This window comes from Mycolicibacter nonchromogenicus (assembly GCF_002101775.1).
GTDB lineage: Bacteria > Actinomycetota > Actinomycetes > Mycobacteriales > Mycobacteriaceae > Mycobacterium > Mycobacterium nonchromogenicum.
Genome location: NZ_LQPI01000046.1, coordinates 139,212 through 156,507, shown reverse-complemented (window position 1 = coordinate 156,507; position 17,296 = coordinate 139,212). Strand labels below are relative to the sequence as shown.

Sequence of the window (17,296 nt, the reverse complement as noted above, 5' to 3'; positions counted from 1 at the left end):
CACCACCAGCGCCACCGTTACCCGACACCGAGCCACCAGCACCACCGGCACCACCGGCGCCACCGGAACCACCCGCGGTGCCGGCACCACCAGCAGCACCCGGCACGGCGCCGTCGTCGCCGTCCAGGCCGGCGATGCCATCGCCACCGTTACCGGCGTTGCCGCCGTCACCGACTGCCCCGGCGTTACCACCGGCACCACCGTCGCCACCGGTCACGCCGCCCTTGCCGCCGTGGCCGCCGTTACCGCCGTTACCGGTCTCGGCACCGCCGGCGCCACCGGCGCCACCGTGACCACCCGAACCGGTCTGGCTGCCCTCGCCGCCGTTGCCCGCGTTGCCGCCGTTGCCGTTGTTGCCGGCGTTGCCGCCCGCGCCGCCCACGCCACCGTCGCCGGTGCCGGTGCTGTTTCCGCCGTGGCCGCCGTCGCCGCCGTTACCGGAGTTGGTGCCGCCGGCGCCGCCGACGCCACCGGCGCCACCGTTGTTGCCGTCGCCGCCCTTACCGGCGCCGCCACCGTTGCCGTTGATACCGGCATCGCCACCGGCGCCACCGTTGCCGCCGTCGGCGGAACCGTCGGCGTAGCTGTAGCCATCACCACCGGCGCCACCGTTACCGCTGACCGGTGCATCTGCGCCGTCGCTGCCGTCGGCGCCGTCGTTGCCGGTTCCGGCCGCGCCACCGCTGCCGGCCTTACCACCGGCACCACCGGCACCGACCGTGCCGGTGTCGCCACCCTTGCCGCCCTGACCGCCATCGGGGTTCGACGCATCGCCGTCGGCACCGGCGCCACCGTTACCGGCCGCGCCCGCGTCACCACCGGCACCACCGTCACCGCCGTTGCCGTTGGCGCCCGCAGCACCATTGGTCGCCGTGCCACCGGCACCGCCGGCACCCGCCGCACCACCGGCGCCACCATCGCCACCGTTACTACCGTCGCCACCGTTACCGCCGGCAGTGGTCGCGTCCGCACCGTCATAGCCCGCACCACCGGCGCCGCCATCACCACCGTTGCCGCCCAGACCACCGGCGCCACCGGACCCGACCACGGATCCACCAGCACCACCAACGCCACCGGAGCCACCAGCACCACCCGCGGTGCCACCGGAACCGTCAATGCCCACACCGGTGCTGTCGGCACCATCGGAGCCCGCAGCACCGTTACCGCCGTTACCGCCCGCACCGCCATTGCCGTGATCACCGGCAGCGCCACCGGCACCACCATTGCCACCAGCCGTACCCGGCGCAGCACCGGGATCACCGGCCGCGTCATAACCATGACCACCGGCACCACCGTTACCGCTGAGCGGCGCGTCGCCGTCGCTGCCGTCAGCGCCGTCGTTGCCGGTTCCGGCCGCGCCACCGCTGCCGGCCTTACCACCGGCACCACCGGCACCGACCGTGCCGGTGTCGCCACCCTTGCCGCCCTGACCGCCATCGGGGTTCGACGCATCGCCGTCGGCACCGGCGCCACCGTTACCGGCCGCGCCCGCGTCACCACCGGCACCACCCGCACCGCCGTTGCCGTTGGCGCCCGCAGCACCATTGGTCGCCGTGCCACCGGCACCGCCGGCACCCGCCGCACCACCGGCGCCACCATCGCCACCGTTACTACCGTCGCCACCGTTACCGCCGGCAGTGGTCGCGTCCGCACCGTCATAGCCCGCACCACCGGCGCCGCCATCACCACCGTTGCCGCCCAGACCACCGGCGCCACCGGACCCGACCACGGATCCACCAGCACCACCAACGCCACCGGAGCCACCAGCACCACCCGCGGTGCCACCGGAACCGTCAATGCCCACACCGGTGCTGTCGGCACCATCGGAGCCCGCAGCACCGTTACCGCCGTTACCGCCCGCACCGCCATTGCCGTGATCACCGGCAGCGCCACCGGCACCACCATTGCCACCAGCCGTACCCGGCGCAGCACCGGGATCACCGGCCGCGTCATAACCATGACCACCGGCACCACCGTTACCGCCGCTGTTCGGTGTCGTTCCCGCGTGGCCATCCGCACCAGTCGTTGCGCCCGAGCCGCCCTTGCCGCCGGTGCCACCCGCGCCGACGTTGCCGCCGGCGCCGCCGTTACCGCCGTCGGGGTTCGCCGCTGTTCCGTTCGCGCCCGCGCCACCGTTGCCCGCCTGGCCGCCGCCCCCACCGTCGCCGGCGCGGCCGCCGACACCGTTGGTGCCGCCTCCGGCGCCGCCGTTGCCCCCGACGCCACCGGCACCACCGTTGCCGCCGTCCTGGCCATCGATGTGCCCGGCCCCGCCGTCGGCACCGTGGAAAGCGTTACCGCCGTAGCCACCGTTGCCGCCGTAGCCACCGGCGCCGTCACCGCCGTTGGAGGCGTACTTGCCGCCACCGCTGGAGCCACCGACCCCGCCGGCACCACCGGCACCGCCATTGCCGCCGGCCTGACCGGCGTAGCCGTCCATGTGCTGGGCATCGCCGTTGGCGCCGTTGGCACCGTCGGCGCCGTTGCCACCGTTACCGCCATTGCCGCCGGCCCCGCCGGCGCCGTGTGCACCGCTGGTAGAGCCGGTACCGCCGACCCCGCCGTGACCGCCCGCGCCGCCGTTGCCGGCGTCGGTGCCGTCCCCACCCGGAACCGCGCCATGGGTGCCGTTGAATCCGTTACCGCCCGCGCCGCCGACGCCGCCGGCACCGCCCTTACCGGTGGCTGCCTGCGAGCCGTCGGCGTTCAGGCCGCCCAGACCGCCGTTGCCGCCGATGCCTCCGTTGCCGCCCGCAGTGCCGTCGACCGAGTCGGCCGTGCCGTTGACGCCGGTGAGGCCGGCGCCGCCGATACCGCCGTCGCCGCCGATGCCGCCGACACCGCCGACGCCGGCCGCGGCGAAGGTGCCGTTGCCGCTGTCGCCGCCGGCACCGCCCTTACCGGCGTTGCCACCGGCGCCACCGTTCTGGCCCGCGTAGCCGTCGATGTGCCCGGCGTCGCCGCCGGCCCCGTTGCCGCCGGCAGCACCGTTACCGCCGTTACCGCCGTTACCGCCGACGCCGCCCGCGCCATGCGCACCCGCGACCGTGCCGCTGCCACCGACACCACCACCACCACCGGCGCCACCATTGCCGGCGTTGGTGCCGTCCGCACCCGGTTCGGCGCCATGGACACCGTTGATGCCATGGCCGCCGGCGCCACCCGCGCCGCCGGCTCCGCCGTTACCCGTCAGTGCCTGCGAACCGTCAACGTTGAAGCCGCCCAGACCGCCGTTACCACCAGCCCCACCGGCGCCACCGGCCGTGCCGTCCGGGTTCTCTTCGGTGCCGTGGGCACCGGCCAGACCGGCTCCACCTGCTCCACCGTTGCCGCCGAAGCCGGCGACACCGTCGCTACCGTTCGCGGCGTAGGTGCCGTTGCCGCTGTCGCCACCGGCGCCACCCTTACCGGCGTTACCACCAGCGCCACCGTCCTGGCCGGCATAGCCCGCGATGTGCTGCGCATCGCCGTTAGCACCAGCAGCGCCATCAGCGCCGTTACCACCATTGCCGGCGTTACCACCGACACCACCAGCGCCATGCGCACCCGCAACAGCGCCACTGCCACCGACACCACCAGCACCACCGGCGCCACCATCGCCACCATGCGTGCCAGCAGCACCCGGCTCGGCACCATTGGCACCGTTGAAGCCGTTACCACCACGACCGCCGGCACCACCAGCACCACCATTGCCGGTAACCGCCTGCGAACCGTCAACGTTGAATCCACCCAGACCGCCGTTACCACCAGCACCACCGGCGCCACCGGCCGTGCCATCCGGGTTCAGTTCCGTGCCATTGACCCCATCGAGGCCAATACCACCAACACCGCCATTACCGCCCTGACCGGCGACACCATCACTACCGTTTGCGGCAAAAGTGCCGTTGCCGCTGTCGCCACCGGCGCCACCCTTACCGGCGTTACCACCAGCGCCACCGTCCTGGCCGGCATAGCCCGCGATGTGCTGCGCATCGCCGTTAGCACCAGCAGCGCCATCAGCGCCGTTACCACCATTGCCGGCGTTACCACCGACACCACCAGCGCCATGCGCACCCGCAACAGCGCCACTGCCACCGACACCACCAGCACCACCGGCGCCACCATCGCCACCATGCGTGCCAGCAGCACCCGGCTCGACACCATTGGCACCGTTGAAGCCGTTACCACCACGACCGCCGGCACCACCAGCACCACCATTGCCGGTAACCGCCTGCGAACCGTCAACGTTGAAACCACCCACACCGCCGTTACCACCAGCGCCACCGGCAGCACCTGCGGTGCCGTCCGGGTCTTCCTCGGTGCCGTTGACCCCATCGAGGCCGGTTCCGCCGTTGCCGCCGTTGCCGCCGATCCCGGCGATGCCATCGCTACCGCTGGCCGCGTAGGTGCCGTTGCCGCTGTCGCCACCGGCGCCACCCTTACCGGCGTTACCACCGTTGCCGCCGTCCTGGCCGGCGTACCCGGCGGCATGGTCACCATCACCGTCGGCGCCGTCACCACCGTCGGCTCCGTTGCCGCCGTTCCCGCCGTTACCGCCCAGGCCGCCAATGCCGTGCGCGCCGTCGGTGGAACCGTGTCCACCCAGGCCGCCGTTACCGCCGGCGCCACCATTGCCGGCGTTCGTGCCGTCAGCGCCCGGTGCGTCACCGTGGAAGCCGTTGAGTCCGTTACCACCGGCGCCACCGTCACCACCGGCGCCACCGACGCCTTGGTCGGCATAGGAACCGTCAGCGGTCAGGCCACCGGCGCCACCATCGCCACCGTTGCCGCCGTGGCCACCGCGCGTGCCGTCGATGCTGCCCAGGACCCCGTTGGTGCCCAGGAAGCCATCGCCGCCCCGACCGCCGTTGCCACCGACCGTGGCGAATCCATCGAGTCCGCCGGCCCCCTGGCCCTTGCCATCGCCGTCGGCGCCACCGTTGCCGCCGGCACCGAAGTCGCCGCCCTTGCCACCGGCACCACCCTGGCCTGCGTCGGGGTTGTCCGCGGTACCGGCCGCACCCTGGCCACCCGCGCCCGCAACTCCGGCGTTGCCGCCATCACCGGCGGCACCACCGGCGCCGGCGACACCGACCGCGCCGTTTGTGGCACTACCTGCGGCGCCACCGGCACCACCGTTGCCGCCCGCACCACCGGAACCCGCGTCCCCGCCGACCCCTCCATTGCCGTCGCCACCCGCGTCGAAGCTGCCGGCACCGCCATCGGCACCACGGCCGCCGTCGCCGCCGACCGCGCCCCTACCGCCGACTCCCCCGTTACCGGCGTTGCCGAGCACCGAGCCACCCGAGCCGCCCGCACCACCGGCACCGCCATTTCCGCCCGCGCCACCGGAGATCCCGGCACCGCCCGCGACGGTGGCATCCGCGCCGATCGCGCCGGCAGCGCCGTCGCCGCCTGCGCCACCAGCAGCGCCGTTACCGTGCGCGCCACCGTCACCGCCGGCACCGCCCGCACCGCCGGAAGCACCATCACCGTTGGCAAAGACACCGATGCCGTTACCGCCGGCACCACCTTCGCCGCCGTTGCCACTGATCCCGACCGGAAGCTGGCCGTCGGCGCCCGCGCGTCCAGCGTTGCCCCACATCCAGGACATGAATTTGTCGCCCGCGGCACCACCGGCACCGACGACGGTGCCGATCTGCCCGCCCGCACCGCCATCGCCGCCGTTGCCGCCGCCGAGGAAGCCGTCGCCACCGCGACCGCCGACGCCACCATCGCCCGCGAAGCCCGCGTTGCCACCCACACCACCATTGCCGGAAGCGCCGAAGTGCCCGCCCTCTCCACCGACACCACCGCGGCCGCCGGCGCCGCCGTTACCGCCGATGCCGCCGGCACCACCGTTGCCGCCCAGATCGTCCAGGCTTACCCCGCCGGCGCCACCGGCGCCGCCGGCGCCACCCGTGCCGCCGGCACCACCGGCGCCACCCAGCCCGCCGATCCCCAGCAGGAACCCGGCGGCGCCACCAGCACCACCGTTGCCGCCCAAGCCACCGGCCAGGCCGTCACCACCCGCGGTGCCGTTCAACGCCTCCAGCACACCGTCCAGACCCGCGGCGCCCGCCGCACCGACCGCGCCCGCGCCACCGGCGCCACCGGCGCCACCGAACCCGAACAGGCTCACGACATCACCGCCGGCACCACCGTTGCCGCCGGCCAACAACGCGTCGATCGCGTCCCCGCCCGCGCCACCGGCGCCACCGTCACCGAACAGCCAGCCGCCTAGGCCACCGGTACCACCGTCGCCGCCCTCGAAACCGGCACCACCGACACCCCCATTGCCGAACATGCCCGCATCGCCACCGGCGCCGCCGGCACCCCCGGCAATCCCGGCCACGCCGTCGACGCCGGCACCACCGTCACCGAACAAGAACCCGCCGTCGCCGAGGTCGCCGAACCACCCCAGCGAACCGAACAGCGTGTCGTTGGTCCCGGTGAACTCGTCAACACCGTTACCGATCAAGACCCGGCCGAACAAGTCCACCCACGGCTGGTTGATCAGGTCCAGGAACAGCTCGTTCTCTTCGATGAAGTCCTGCGTCAGGTTGTACAGCGGCAGGTACAGCTGCTCGTGGTAGAAGGTGGCCACCGCCACGTCGAACTGCTCGAACACGTCATAGATGAAGCTCCCGTTGGCGGCGCCCGGGTCTGCGAACCAGCCCGACCACACATCGGGTACCTGATCCGCATCCGACAACCCCGACCAGAACACCGGGTCGAACAGGTCCTCGATGTCCGCGGACGCCGTCGGCGCCGGTCCCACACCAAACGCCAGGAAGGCCGCGACCGCGCTTGAGGCCCCGACCATGCGATGGCGCGCCACCCGCCCCTTGGAAGTACCAACAACTTTGCTAGCCATCCGCCGGCCCATGCCGCACCCTCTCACATTTTCCATTAAGTATTAACGCAGCCTCGAATTATGGGGGTCTGTTCACTTATCGACAACTCGAGGAGCAATTATGTGGCAGAAGCCACATGGGCAGAGTTATTGTGACGTGATCGACTCCGGCAAATACGCAGGTCAGGGCGATTTTGCACCCGTGACCCCAGGCTCGGTGACCTCGGACACATCACGGAACTTCCAAAGAGCTGACTGATAACCGTGGTTAACGCCATTAAATTCCACAACAAAATTCACGTTGCACATATGGCCCTCAGAAAAGCGCTCAGAGCACACCAAATGAAACGCGCAAATTGTTCAATTACAGTTTGCTGGTGCGGCAAAATAGGCAGCAGGGAATGCCGCACGCGGGCGGCGACTCACCAACCCATCACAACCGTGACCGGCGGGAGCGCAACCTGTTGTCCCTGGCTGGCGCTGCCCCGAATAGGGAGATCGCGATCAGGGGAGGATCGACGACACAGGCCCGCCGGGGGGCGGCGGACTGGGCAAGCGCAGCTCTGCCACATTCACTGTGCGACAGTCCACCGCCCCGGAACATCGGCAAATTTGCCGAAAATCTCTTGGTATGGTGTCCTCAAGGGGCGGTAAAAGTGCGTAGCCGTGGAAGCACGACTACAAAATCAAGGATGCCCGGCAGATTCATCCGCGAGAATGGACGCTTGGCCGTCTGGGTGGGCATCCTTGTCGCTGAGAGACGGTAGATGATGTCGAACGCGAGCGCGGCGTTTTCGCCGCCTTCCCCGGCGCGGGCGGTCCTCGTGGTCAGCCCGGTAGACGCCCGGCCGCAATGGCAGCCCCCCGCCGAGTCCTTGACCACCGGGCTCTCCTGGCTGAAGGGGGCTCTGAACGACATCGTCGCCGACCATCGGGGCGAACGCCTGGTGGAGCACGACCACAAAGACAAGTTCGCCGTCGGGTTCGCCGATGCCGCTGATGCGGCCGCCTGCGCGATCGCCTTGCAGCACGCCCCCTCAGCACCGATCCGGCCCCGGATCGCCGTGCACGCCGACAAGATCTCGGGAACCCAGGCGGGAGCCCACCCGAACTCGCTGGTGAATCGCGCCGCCCGGCTGTGCGATCTGGCCCACAGCGGGCAGACATTGTTGTCGGCGACGGCCCAGCCGTTGCTGGCTGAGCGGCTCCCCGCGGAGTCCTGGCTGGTGGACCTGGGTGTGGTTCGGCTGCGCGGCATTCCGTATCCGGAGCGAGTGACGCAGCTGTGCCACCGCGGGCTCGCTGTCGACTTCCCCCCGCTTCGCACCGGCAACGCGTTGCACGAGCCCTACTTTCCGACCCCGCTGACCAGCTTCGTGGGACGTGATGCCGAGATGGCCGAGCTTCGTCGCCTGGTCGAAGACAACCGCCTCGTGACGCTGACCGGCTCCGGCGGGGTCGGCAAGACGCGGCTCGCGCTGCAGCTGGCCGAGGAGTTCGCCGACCGGTTCCGCGACGGGGCGTGGTGTGTGGACCTGGCGCCGATCACCGATCTCGATCTGCTTCCAGAACGCGTGACACATATGTTGGGCCTGCCTGATCGACCCGACCGCACCCCCGCCGACACCCTGGTGCGCCACATCGCAGACCGGCAGATGCTCCTGGTGCTCGACAACTGCGAGCACCTGCTGGACGGGTGCGCGCAGCTGACCGCCACCCTGTTGGCCGCCGGCGCTGAGCTGACCATCGTCGCGACGAGTCGGGCACCAATCGGCGTTGCCGGCGAAGTGACCTGGAAGACCCCCTCGCTCTCGCTCGGCGACGAGGCCGTCGAGTTGTTCCGGCAGCGCGCGCGACTTGTCCGGCCGGGTTTCACCGACACCGATGGTGATGCCGAGTTGGTCACCGAGATCTGTCGGCGCCTGGACGGGGTGCCGTTGGCCATCGAACTTGCCGCGACACGGGTTCGCGCGTTGTCCCTGGCCGAGATCGCCGACGGGCTGGACGAGCGCTTCCAGCTGTTGACCGGTGGTGCCCGCACGGTGGTCCCGCGCCAGCAGACACTGCGGGCTTCAGAAGACTGGTCACATGACCTGTTGAGCGAGTCCGAGCGCGTGGTGTTCCGCCGTTTGGCGGCATTTCGGGGCGGTTTCGACCTGGATGCCGCGCACGCGGTCGCCGGCGGCAGCGATCTGCCGCGCGGACTGATCATCGACATGCTCACCCAGCTGGTGGACAAATCCCTGGTGATAGCCGACAGCACCGGGGAATCGACGCGCTACCGGATGCTGCAGACCGTGCAGCAGTACGCGCGGGAAAAGCTCGAGCGTGCCGGAGAATCCGAGACCGTCCGGGCACGCCACCGGGATCACTACACCGCCCTGTTCGGCTCCGAGCTGACCGCCGGATACGGCTGGCACATCGCACAGGCGGAACTCGAGATCGACAACCTCCGGGCTGCCTTCACCTGGAGCCGCCAGCAGGGAGAGCTGGAGCTGGCCGCGCGGCTCGCCTCGTCACTCTTGCCGCTGTGGATCCATAGCCGGACCTTGGAAGGACTGGCATGGTTCAACTCCCTGCTCGCCGTCGGCGCCGAGTTGACCCCGAGCGTCCGCACCCGCACGCTGGCTGACAAAGCGATCTTCGACGCGTTGATCGGAAACCACGGACCGGCCCACCAAGCAGAGAACGCGGTCGCGCTCGCCCGAGATCTCGACGAGCCGGGGCTGCTCGCCTGGGCGCTGGCCGCCCGCGGCTTCACCTGTAGTTACAGCCCCGAACTTGCCCTGCCCTACTTTGAGCAGGCCATCGCCCTGGGTCCGACGATGAACGACGACTGGCGGTTGAGCCAGATATACGGCGTGCAGGCGTATTCGGCGTTCCTGGCCGGAAGCCTCGACACAATGCAGTTGGCCGCGGAGAACGGAGCCGTGCTCAGCGACGCGGTCGGGGACTGGTCGGTTGCACGGCTGTGCCGCCTTTGCCTGGGACTGGCCCACCTGCACCGGGCAGAGCTCACGCAGGCGGTCGAGCAGGCCCGGCAGGTGGCACTGGAGGCCGAGGCCGCTCACGACCCACTGTTCAGCGCCCAGAGCCTGACGGTGCTGGCCGAAGCCCTTGCGTGCCAGGGCGATATCCGCGGGGCGCGTGCTGCGGCGGATGCCTGCGTCGAGGCCGCCGCCGAACTCATCGACTTCCAGCGCGCGTTCGGGTTCGGCGCCATGGCAGACACCCTGTTGGCCGCCGGCGACGTGTCCGGGGCGATCAGCGCCACCGAGGCCGGGCGCGAAGCATGCGCGCTGCCGCAACTACTGGCCATCAACGGCAATCCCGTCGCCCGGGCGGCCCTGGCCTCCGGTGACCTGGCCGCGGCGCGCCGGTGGGCTGAAGAGGCCCTTTCGGTGGGTTCGGGTTTCCACCGCATCCTGCTGCTGGAGATACGTGGCCGAGTTGCGATAGCCGAGGGCGACTTCGAGCAGGCCGAGCGCGACGCGCGCGAAGCGCTGGCGATCGCGGCGGACACTGAGGCATTCCTGGGCGTCCCGGATCTGCTCGAATTGCTGGCGGAGGTGGCGACCGCCGCCGGGCGACACCAGGAGGCGGTGCGGCTGTTCGGCGCCGCGGCAGGTGCCCGCGGCCGCACCGGCGCCATTCGCGCCAAGGTATACGACGCCGAGTACGAGACGGGCGTCGACGCACTAAGGCAAGCGATGCCACAGAGCGATTTTGAGAGGCGATGGAATCAGGGTGCGGCGATGTCGACGGCCGACGCCATCGCCTACGCGTGCCGGAGCGACGGCAAGCGCAAGGGCGATTCCAAACGCCCGGCCAGCGGCTGGGACTCGCTGACTCCGGCCGAGCGCAATGTCGTCCGGCTCATCAGTGAAGGTCTTCGCGACAAGGAGATCGCCGCCGAACTGAGTGTCTCGCCCCGTACGGTGCACTCGCACCTGAACCGGATCTACACCAAGCTCGACATCTCTTCCCGCCTGCAACTGGCGCAAGAGGCGAGACAGAACACCTGACTAGGCGACGCGGGAGTCGGGCTCGACCTGCGCCCAGCGCTTCCACTGCCGGTATTCCTCAGCGTTGAGGTCCCGGCCGAGCACGGTCGTGACGGCAGCGTGGTGGTCCAAGTAGAGGTCCTCGTTACGTCGCCACGCCGGCAGGTAGCGGTAGAAGGGCAGCCACGGATGCAGGTGGTGGATCAGGTGGTAGTTCTGCGACAGCATCAACGGGGCGAGCAACCATTCCATGCCCACCCGCAGACGACTGGCGCGATACCGGTCCTGACGCTGGGTGATGTCGATTCCGTGGTGCGGGAGCCAATCGAACGCCCATCCGATGATGAACAGGCCGAGGCGCTGCGGGATCAACACGACCTCGGCGAGCAGCCAGAAGTGGTTGGTCAGGATCGCCGCCACGGTCAGCGCGATGGTCAACGAGAACAGCACCGATGTTTCGGCGAGCTCGGCGACCGGGCGCCGCCACGAGTGGCGTATCCGCGGCCACAGCTTGCGGACGTACCAGGTCGCGTTGAACAGATCCATCAGCGCCCAGCGGAACGGCAGCTGCCAGGTGGGCGCATGGGTGGCGAACATGTCGGGATCGCGCTCGGGATCGTTGGTATGGCGGTGATGTTCGCCGTGCACGTAGCCGAATGCCGGCAACGAGAACGGCAACACCACCAACAGCCAGGCCACCCGGCCCACCACCGCGTTGACCCAGCGCACCGAGCAGAACGAGCGGTGCAGGGCTTCGTGCGCCACCGAGAACAACACATAGGTGACCAGGGTGCTCAGCGGTATGACGACCCACCCCGAAAGAGTCCCGTAAACCGCACCGATGGCCACCAACACGAACACGGTGATGCCGGCCACCCCGAGAATGAACGTCGGCCAGGAGAAGGCCGGCACGCCCTCACCGGGGTGTGGGTGCTGCCGACGCCGCAGTGCCACGGGTGGGAAGTCGTCCACCTCGAGCACCGACACGAAACCTCCAGCAGCTGGACATGGACACGAACACGTCACCTAAGACCAGGTGAAAGATTACGTTGAAGCCCAATGAGGAAAGGGCCGCAACGCGTACCTATCCGGCTAAGTAAGTATCACAATTTGACGCCCGCGTATAACGGTGCAGGTCCGCGCATCGCGACTTCCGTGCGCTGGTGTCCCTAGGCGCCGTACACCGGTACCGGCGGCCGCGACTGGGCCAGCAGATCGGCGACGACCGGCCCCAACTCCGCCGGATCCCAGCGGCCGCCCTTGTCGGCCTGCGGCCCGTGTGCCCAGCCCTCGGCGACGCGGATCTTGCCGCCTTCGACCTCGAAGACCTTGCCGGTGACATCCTTGGACTCCACGCTGCCCAGCCACACCACGAGCGGGCTCACGTTCTCCGGGGCCATCGCGTCGAAGGCCTGGTCCTGGGTGTTCATCATGTCGGCGAACACCGTCTCGGTCATCCGGGTCCGCGCCGACGGGGCGATCGCGTTCACCGTGACGCCGTAGCGGCCCATCTCGGCCGCAGCGACCAGCGTCAGGGCGGCGATACCGGCCTTGGCGGCCGAGTAGTTCGCCTGGCCGACACTGCCCTGCAGGCCCGCGCCCGAGCTGGTGTTGATGATTCGGGCGTCTACCGTCTCACCGGCCTTGGATTGGGCCCGCCAGTAGGCGGCGGCGTGCCGCATGGTCGCGAAATGCCCCTTGAGGTGCACGGCGACCACAGCGTCGAACTCCTCTTCACTGGTGTTGGCGAACATCCGGTCACGCACGATGCCGGCATTGTTGACCAGCACATCCAGGCCACCGAAGTGGTCGACCGCGGTCTGGATCAACGCGGCGGCCTGCTCCCAGTCAGCCACGTTGGAACCGTTGGCGACGGCCTCTCCGCCCGCTGCGACGATCTCGTCGACCACGCCCTGGGCAGCACTGCCCCCACCGGCCGGCGAGCCGTCCAAGCCCACCCCGATGTCGTTGACCACGACCCGGGCGCCCTCCGCGGCGAATGCCAGCGCGTGCGCCCGGCCGATTCCGCCGCCCGCTCCGGTGACGATGACCACGCGGCCGTCGAGAAGTCCCATCTGCGTTCTCTCCTTTATTTGTTGGCGCTCGTAACGTCCAGGTAGACCGGCGGTTCCCCGCCGCCGTGGGTCTCCAGGGTGGCGCCGCTGATATAGGAGGCGGCGTCGGACGACAGGAAGGCAGCCGCCCAGCCGACATCGACCGGCTTGGCGAGCCGGCCCAGCGGCACGGTGGCCGAAATCGCGGCGATCGACTCCGCGTCGCCGTAGAACAGGTCGGACTGCTCGGTCTCGACCATGCCGACCACCACCGAGTTGACCCGCACCTTGGGAGCCCACTCGACAGCCAGGGTGGCGGTCAGGTTGTCCAAGCCGGCTTTGGCGGCGCTGTAGGCGGCCGAGCCCGGTGACGGGCGGTGCCCGCTGACACTGGTGATGTTGATGATGGAGCCGCCCGTCGGCTGGGTCTGCATGACGGCGTTGGCGTGTTGGGCGACCTGCAGCGGCCCCAGCAGGTTGAGCTCAATGATCTTGCGGCTGAAGTTGGCCGACGCCTGGGCGGCCGGCGCGTGCGGCGAGCCACCGGCATTGTTGACCACCACGTCGAGTCGGCCGTGCTTGGCGACAATCGTCTCGATCAGGGCCTTCACCGCGTCGTCGTCGCGGACGTCGCAGGAATGGAATTCATATGGCAGGCCCTCCACCGGGCGCCGGGCGCACGTCACCACCGTCGCACCCTGGTCGGCGAAGACCCCGCTGATGCCGGCGCCGACGCCACGCACCCCGCCGGTCACCAGGACCACCTTGCCGCTCAATCCAAGCTTGATCGCATCCGACACTGTGCTAGCGTACCAAGCAAGTGCTTGCTTAGGTACCAGAGGCCCCAATACGACAGGGAAGTCCGCCCATGCCGATCACATCCACCACCGTCGAACCGGGGATCGTCGCGGTCACCGTCGACTACCCGCCGGTCAACGCGCTGCCTTCGCGGGCCTGGTTCGAGCTCGGTGAGGTCATCACCGCCGCCGGCAACGACATGTCCACGCACGTGGTGATCCTGCGAGCCGAGGGCCGCGGATTCAACGCCGGCGTCGACATCAAAGAGATGCAGAACACCGAGGGCTTCACCGCCCTGATCGACGCGAACCGTGGTTGCTTCGCGGCGTTCAAGGCCGTCTACGAGTGCGCGGTGCCGGTGATCGCCGCGGTCAACGGCTTCTGCGTGGGCGGCGGGATCGGCCTGGTCGGCAACGCCGACGTGATCGTGGCCTCCGACGACGCCAAGTTCGGCCTGCCCGAGGTGGAGCGTGGCGCACTGGGCGCCGCCACCCACCTGTCCCGGCTGGTGCCGCAGCACATGATGCGCCGGTTGTTCTACACCGCGGCCACCGTGAGCGCCGCAACCCTGCACCAGTACGGATCTGTGCACGAGGTGGTGCCGCGCGCCGAGCTGGACGAGGCAGCGCTGCGGGTGGCCCGCGACATCGCATCCAAGGACACCCGGGTGATCCGGGCCGCCAAGGAGGCCCTCAACCTCATCGACGTGCAGAAGGTCAACTCGAGTTACCGGATGGAGCAGGGCTTCACCTTTGAGCTCAACCTCTCCGGTGTCGCCGACGAGCACCGCGACGAGTTCGCCGGCACCGAGAAGGCGAAGAAGTGATGCGCGGCACGACGATGCAGTGCGCAGCGATCAGGAGGAGTGTCACCCGATGAGCACGAACAAGGTCACCACCCTCGACGACGCCGTCGCCGAGCTGCGCGACGGCATGACGATCGGCATCGGCGGCTGGGGCTCGCGCCGCAAGCCGATGGCGTTCGTGCGCGCGATCCTGCGCACCGACGTCAAGGACCTGACCGTCGTGACTTACGGCGGACCGGATCTGGGGCTGCTGTGTTCGGCCGGCAAGGTGCGCCGCGTCTACTACGGCTTCGTCTCGCTGGACTCGCCGCCGTTCTACGACCCGTGGTTCGCCAAGGCCCGCACCAGTGGGGCGATCGAGGCCCGGGAGATGGACGAGGGCATGTTGCGCTGCGGGTTGCAGGCCGCCGCCCAGCGGCTGCCGTTCCTGCCGATCCGCGCCGGTCTGGGCAGCTCGGTGATCGACTTCTGGGAGGGCGAGCTCAAGACCGTCACCTCCCCCTACCCCGTCTCGGCTGCAGACGGGGGTGGTCACGAGACCCTGGTCGCGATGCCGGCGCTGAACCTGGACGCCGCGTTCGTGCACCTGAACCTCGGTGACGCCCGCGGTAACGCCGCCTACACCGGCATCGACCCGTACTTCGACGACCTGTTCCTGATGTCGGCGCAGCGCCGCTTCCTGTCGGTGGAGAAGATCGTGTCCACCGAAGAGCTGGTCGCCACCACGTCGCCGCAGACCCAGATCATCAACCGGATGATGGTGGACAAGGTGGTGGAAGCACCGGGTGGAGCCCACTTCACCATCGGCGCAGCCGATTACGGCCGCGACGAGAAATTCCAGCGGCACTACGCCGAAGCCGCCAAGTCCGACGAGACCTGGGCGGAGTTCAAGGCCACCTACCTGTCCGGCAGCGAAGACGACTACCAGGCTGCGGTGAAGAAGTTCGGAGCGGAGGCCCAAGCATGACCGATTCACCCACGCGCGCCGAGATCTGCGCGGTCGCCTGCGCCGAGTTGTTCCGCGGCGCCGGCGAGATCATGGCCTCACCCATGGCCACGGTGCCCACCGTCGGCGCCCGGCTCGCCCGCCTCACCTTCTCCCCCGACCTGGTGCTCACCGACGGGGAGGCCCGGATCCTGGCCGACACCCCGGCCATCGGCAAGGTCGGACCGCTGGAAGGCTGGATGCCGTTCAACCGGGTCTTCGAAACTCTGTCGTGGGGCCGGCGCCATGTGATCATGGGCGCCAACCAGATCGACCGCTACGGCAACCAGAACCTGTCGGCGTTCGGTCCGCTGCAGCATCCCACCCGGCAGATGTTCGGGGTCCGCGGCGCCCCCGGCAACACCATCAACCACACCACCAGCTACTGGGTGGGCGCGCACTCGTCACGGGTGTTCTGCGAGACCGTCGACATCGTCTCGGGCATCGGCTACGACAAGGTCGACCCGGCCAACCCGGCGTTCCGGTTCTTCAACCTGGGCGGGGTGGTGACCAACCTCGGCGTGTTCGACTTCGGCGGCCCGGACCATCAGATGCGTGCGGTGTCGCTGCACCCCGGTGTCACCCCCGAGGAGGTCGCCGAGAACACCTCGTTCGAGGTGCACGGCCTGGCCGACGCCGCTACGACTCGGTCGCCCGATGCCGAGGAGCTGCGGCTGATCCGCGAGGTGATCGACCCCAAGTCGCTGCGGGACAAAGAAGTACGGGCATGAGCCGCATCAAGACCCCACTGACCGAACTGGTCGGTATCGAACACCCGGTGGTGCAGACCGGGATGGGCTGGGTGGCCGGCGCCCGACTGGTCTCGGCCACCGCCAACGCCGGCGGGCTGGGCATCCTGGCCTCGGCGACCATGACGATCGATGAACTGGCCACCGCGATCTCCAAGGTGAAGTCCGCCACCGACAAGCCGTTCGGGGTCAACATCCGCGCCGACGCATCCGACGCCGGCGACCGGGTGGACCTGATGATCCGCGAGGGCGTCAAGGTGGCGTCGTTCGCGCTGGCCCCCAAGGCCGAGCTGATCGCCAAGCTCAAAGAGGCCGGCTCCGTGGTTATCCCGTCGGTTGGTGCGGCCAAGCACGCCAAGAAGGTGGCGTCCTGGGGCGCCGACGCGGTGATCGTGCAGGGCGGCGAGGGCGGCGGGCACACCGGTCCGGTCGCCACCACCCTGTTGTTGCCGTCGGTGCTCGACGCCGTCGCCGGTACCGGTGTGCAGGTGATCGCCGCCGGTGGCTTCTTCGACGGCCGGGGTTTGGCCGCCGCGCTGTCCTACGGCGCGACCGGCGTCGCGATGGGCACCCGGTTCCTGCTGACCAGCGACTCCACCGTTCCGGATGCGGTCAAGCAGCGTTACCTGGCCGCCGACCTGAGCGGCACCGTGGTCTCCACCCGCGTCGACGGCATGCCGCACCGGGTGCTGCGCACCGAGCTGGTTGAGAAGCTTGAAAGCGGTTCGCGGGCACGCGGTTTCACCGCCGCCGTCCGCAACGCGGCGAAGTTCAAGAAGATGTCGCAGATGAGCTGGCCCACCATGGTCAAAGACGGGCTGGCGATGCGGCACGGCAAGGAACTCACCTGGTCGCAGGTGCTGATGGCCGCCAACACCCCGATGTTGCTCAAGGCAGGCCTGGTCGAGGGCAACACCGAAGCCGGTGTGCTGGCATCGGGTCAGGTGGCGGGGATTCTGGACAGCCTGCCGTCGTGCGCCGAGCTGATCGAGGGCATCGTGACCGACGCCGTGAAGCACCTGCGGGCCGCGTCTTCGTTGATCCAGGACTAAGCCCGAGCCGGACT

The 17,296-nt window shown here is 69.6% G+C and carries 9 protein-coding genes; 5 read left to right on the top strand and 4 right to left on the bottom strand.

The window, feature by feature from the left end; genetic code table 11:
- A partial coding sequence (locus tag AWC18_RS22230) for a PE family protein (protein ID WP_165758005.1) occupies positions 1 to 6,820 on the bottom strand: 6,820 nt, incomplete at its 3' end.
- A gap of 782 nt (positions 6,821 to 7,602) precedes the next feature.
- On the opposite strand from AWC18_RS22230, the gene AWC18_RS12590 reads away from it, so the two are divergent.
- Positions 7,603 to 10,860 carry a helix-turn-helix transcriptional regulator gene (locus AWC18_RS12590; RefSeq protein WP_109560069.1) on the top strand — a complete coding sequence of 1,086 codons (3,258 nt, stop codon included), beginning with the start codon at positions 7,603 to 7,605 and terminating at the stop codon, positions 10,858 to 10,860.
- Here AWC18_RS12590 and AWC18_RS12585 read toward each other — a convergent pair whose 3' ends face one another.
- From AWC18_RS12585 to AWC18_RS12575, 3 genes are all read right to left on the bottom strand, one after another.
- Positions 10,861 to 11,826 (bottom strand): fatty acid desaturase, encoded by a 966-nt coding sequence (locus AWC18_RS12585; RefSeq protein WP_165758004.1) that lies wholly within the window; start codon positions 11,824 to 11,826, stop codon positions 10,861 to 10,863.
- A gap of 182 nt (positions 11,827 to 12,008) precedes the next feature.
- Complete coding sequence (locus AWC18_RS12580) at positions 12,009 to 12,914, bottom strand: SDR family oxidoreductase (protein WP_085138935.1); 906 nt, start codon at positions 12,912 to 12,914, stop codon at positions 12,009 to 12,011.
- 14 nt (positions 12,915 to 12,928) lie between these two features.
- Positions 12,929 to 13,693, bottom strand: coding sequence for an SDR family oxidoreductase (locus tag AWC18_RS12575; RefSeq protein ID WP_109560068.1), 765 nt, complete (start codon positions 13,691 to 13,693; stop codon positions 12,929 to 12,931).
- Positions 13,694 to 13,761: 68 nt separating this feature from the next.
- Between AWC18_RS12575 and echA20 the strand changes: the two genes are divergently transcribed.
- The 4 genes from echA20 to ipdC are packed head-to-tail and all read left to right on the top strand — an operon-like array spanning position 13,762 to position 17,282.
- A complete protein-coding gene (gene echA20, locus AWC18_RS12570) occupies positions 13,762 to 14,517 on the top strand; it encodes a (7aS)-7a-methyl-1,5-dioxo-2,3,5,6,7,7a-hexahydro-1H-indene-carboxyl-CoA hydrolase (RefSeq protein WP_064996426.1) in 756 nt (251 codons plus the stop codon).
- A 49-nt stretch (positions 14,518 to 14,566) separates the two neighbouring features.
- Positions 14,567 to 15,463 (top strand): cholesterol ring-cleaving hydrolase subunit IpdA, encoded by an 897-nt coding sequence (gene ipdA, locus AWC18_RS12565; RefSeq protein ID WP_085138934.1) that lies wholly within the window; start codon positions 14,567 to 14,569, stop codon positions 15,461 to 15,463.
- Entirely contained in the window at positions 15,460 to 16,212 is a 753-nt protein-coding gene (ipdB, locus tag AWC18_RS12560) for a cholesterol ring-cleaving hydrolase subunit IpdB (protein WP_085138933.1), read from the top strand. The genes ipdA and ipdB overlap by 4 nt, the downstream gene beginning before the upstream one ends.
- The gene (gene ipdC, locus AWC18_RS12555) at positions 16,209 to 17,282 is read left to right on the top strand and encodes a (3aS,4S,5R,7aS)-5-hydroxy-7a-methyl-1-oxo-octahydro-1H-indene-4-carboxyl-CoA dehydrogenase (protein WP_085138932.1); all 1,074 of its coding nucleotides are present in this window, start codon (positions 16,209 to 16,211) and stop codon (positions 17,280 to 17,282) included. The genes ipdB and ipdC overlap by 4 nt, the downstream gene beginning before the upstream one ends.
- The last annotated feature ends 14 nt before the right edge of the window (positions 17,283 to 17,296 follow it).

Bases quoted from the DNA above. Each gene is read 5' to 3' on its own strand.
- AWC18_RS12590 (WP_109560069.1), top strand. From the start codon at position 7,603: ATGATGTCGAACGCGAGCGCGGCGTTTTCGCCGCCTTCCCCGGCGCGG.
- AWC18_RS12580 (WP_085138935.1), bottom strand. From the start codon at position 12,914: ATGGGACTTCTCGACGGCCGCGTGGTCATCGTCACCGGAGCGGGCGGC.
- echA20 (WP_064996426.1), top strand. From the start codon at position 13,762: ATGCCGATCACATCCACCACCGTCGAACCGGGGATCGTCGCGGTCACC.
- ipdA (WP_085138934.1), top strand. From the start codon at position 14,567: ATGAGCACGAACAAGGTCACCACCCTCGACGACGCCGTCGCCGAGCTG.
- ipdB (WP_085138933.1), top strand. From the start codon at position 15,460: ATGACCGATTCACCCACGCGCGCCGAGATCTGCGCGGTCGCCTGCGCC.
- ipdC (WP_085138932.1), top strand. From the start codon at position 16,209: ATGAGCCGCATCAAGACCCCACTGACCGAACTGGTCGGTATCGAACAC.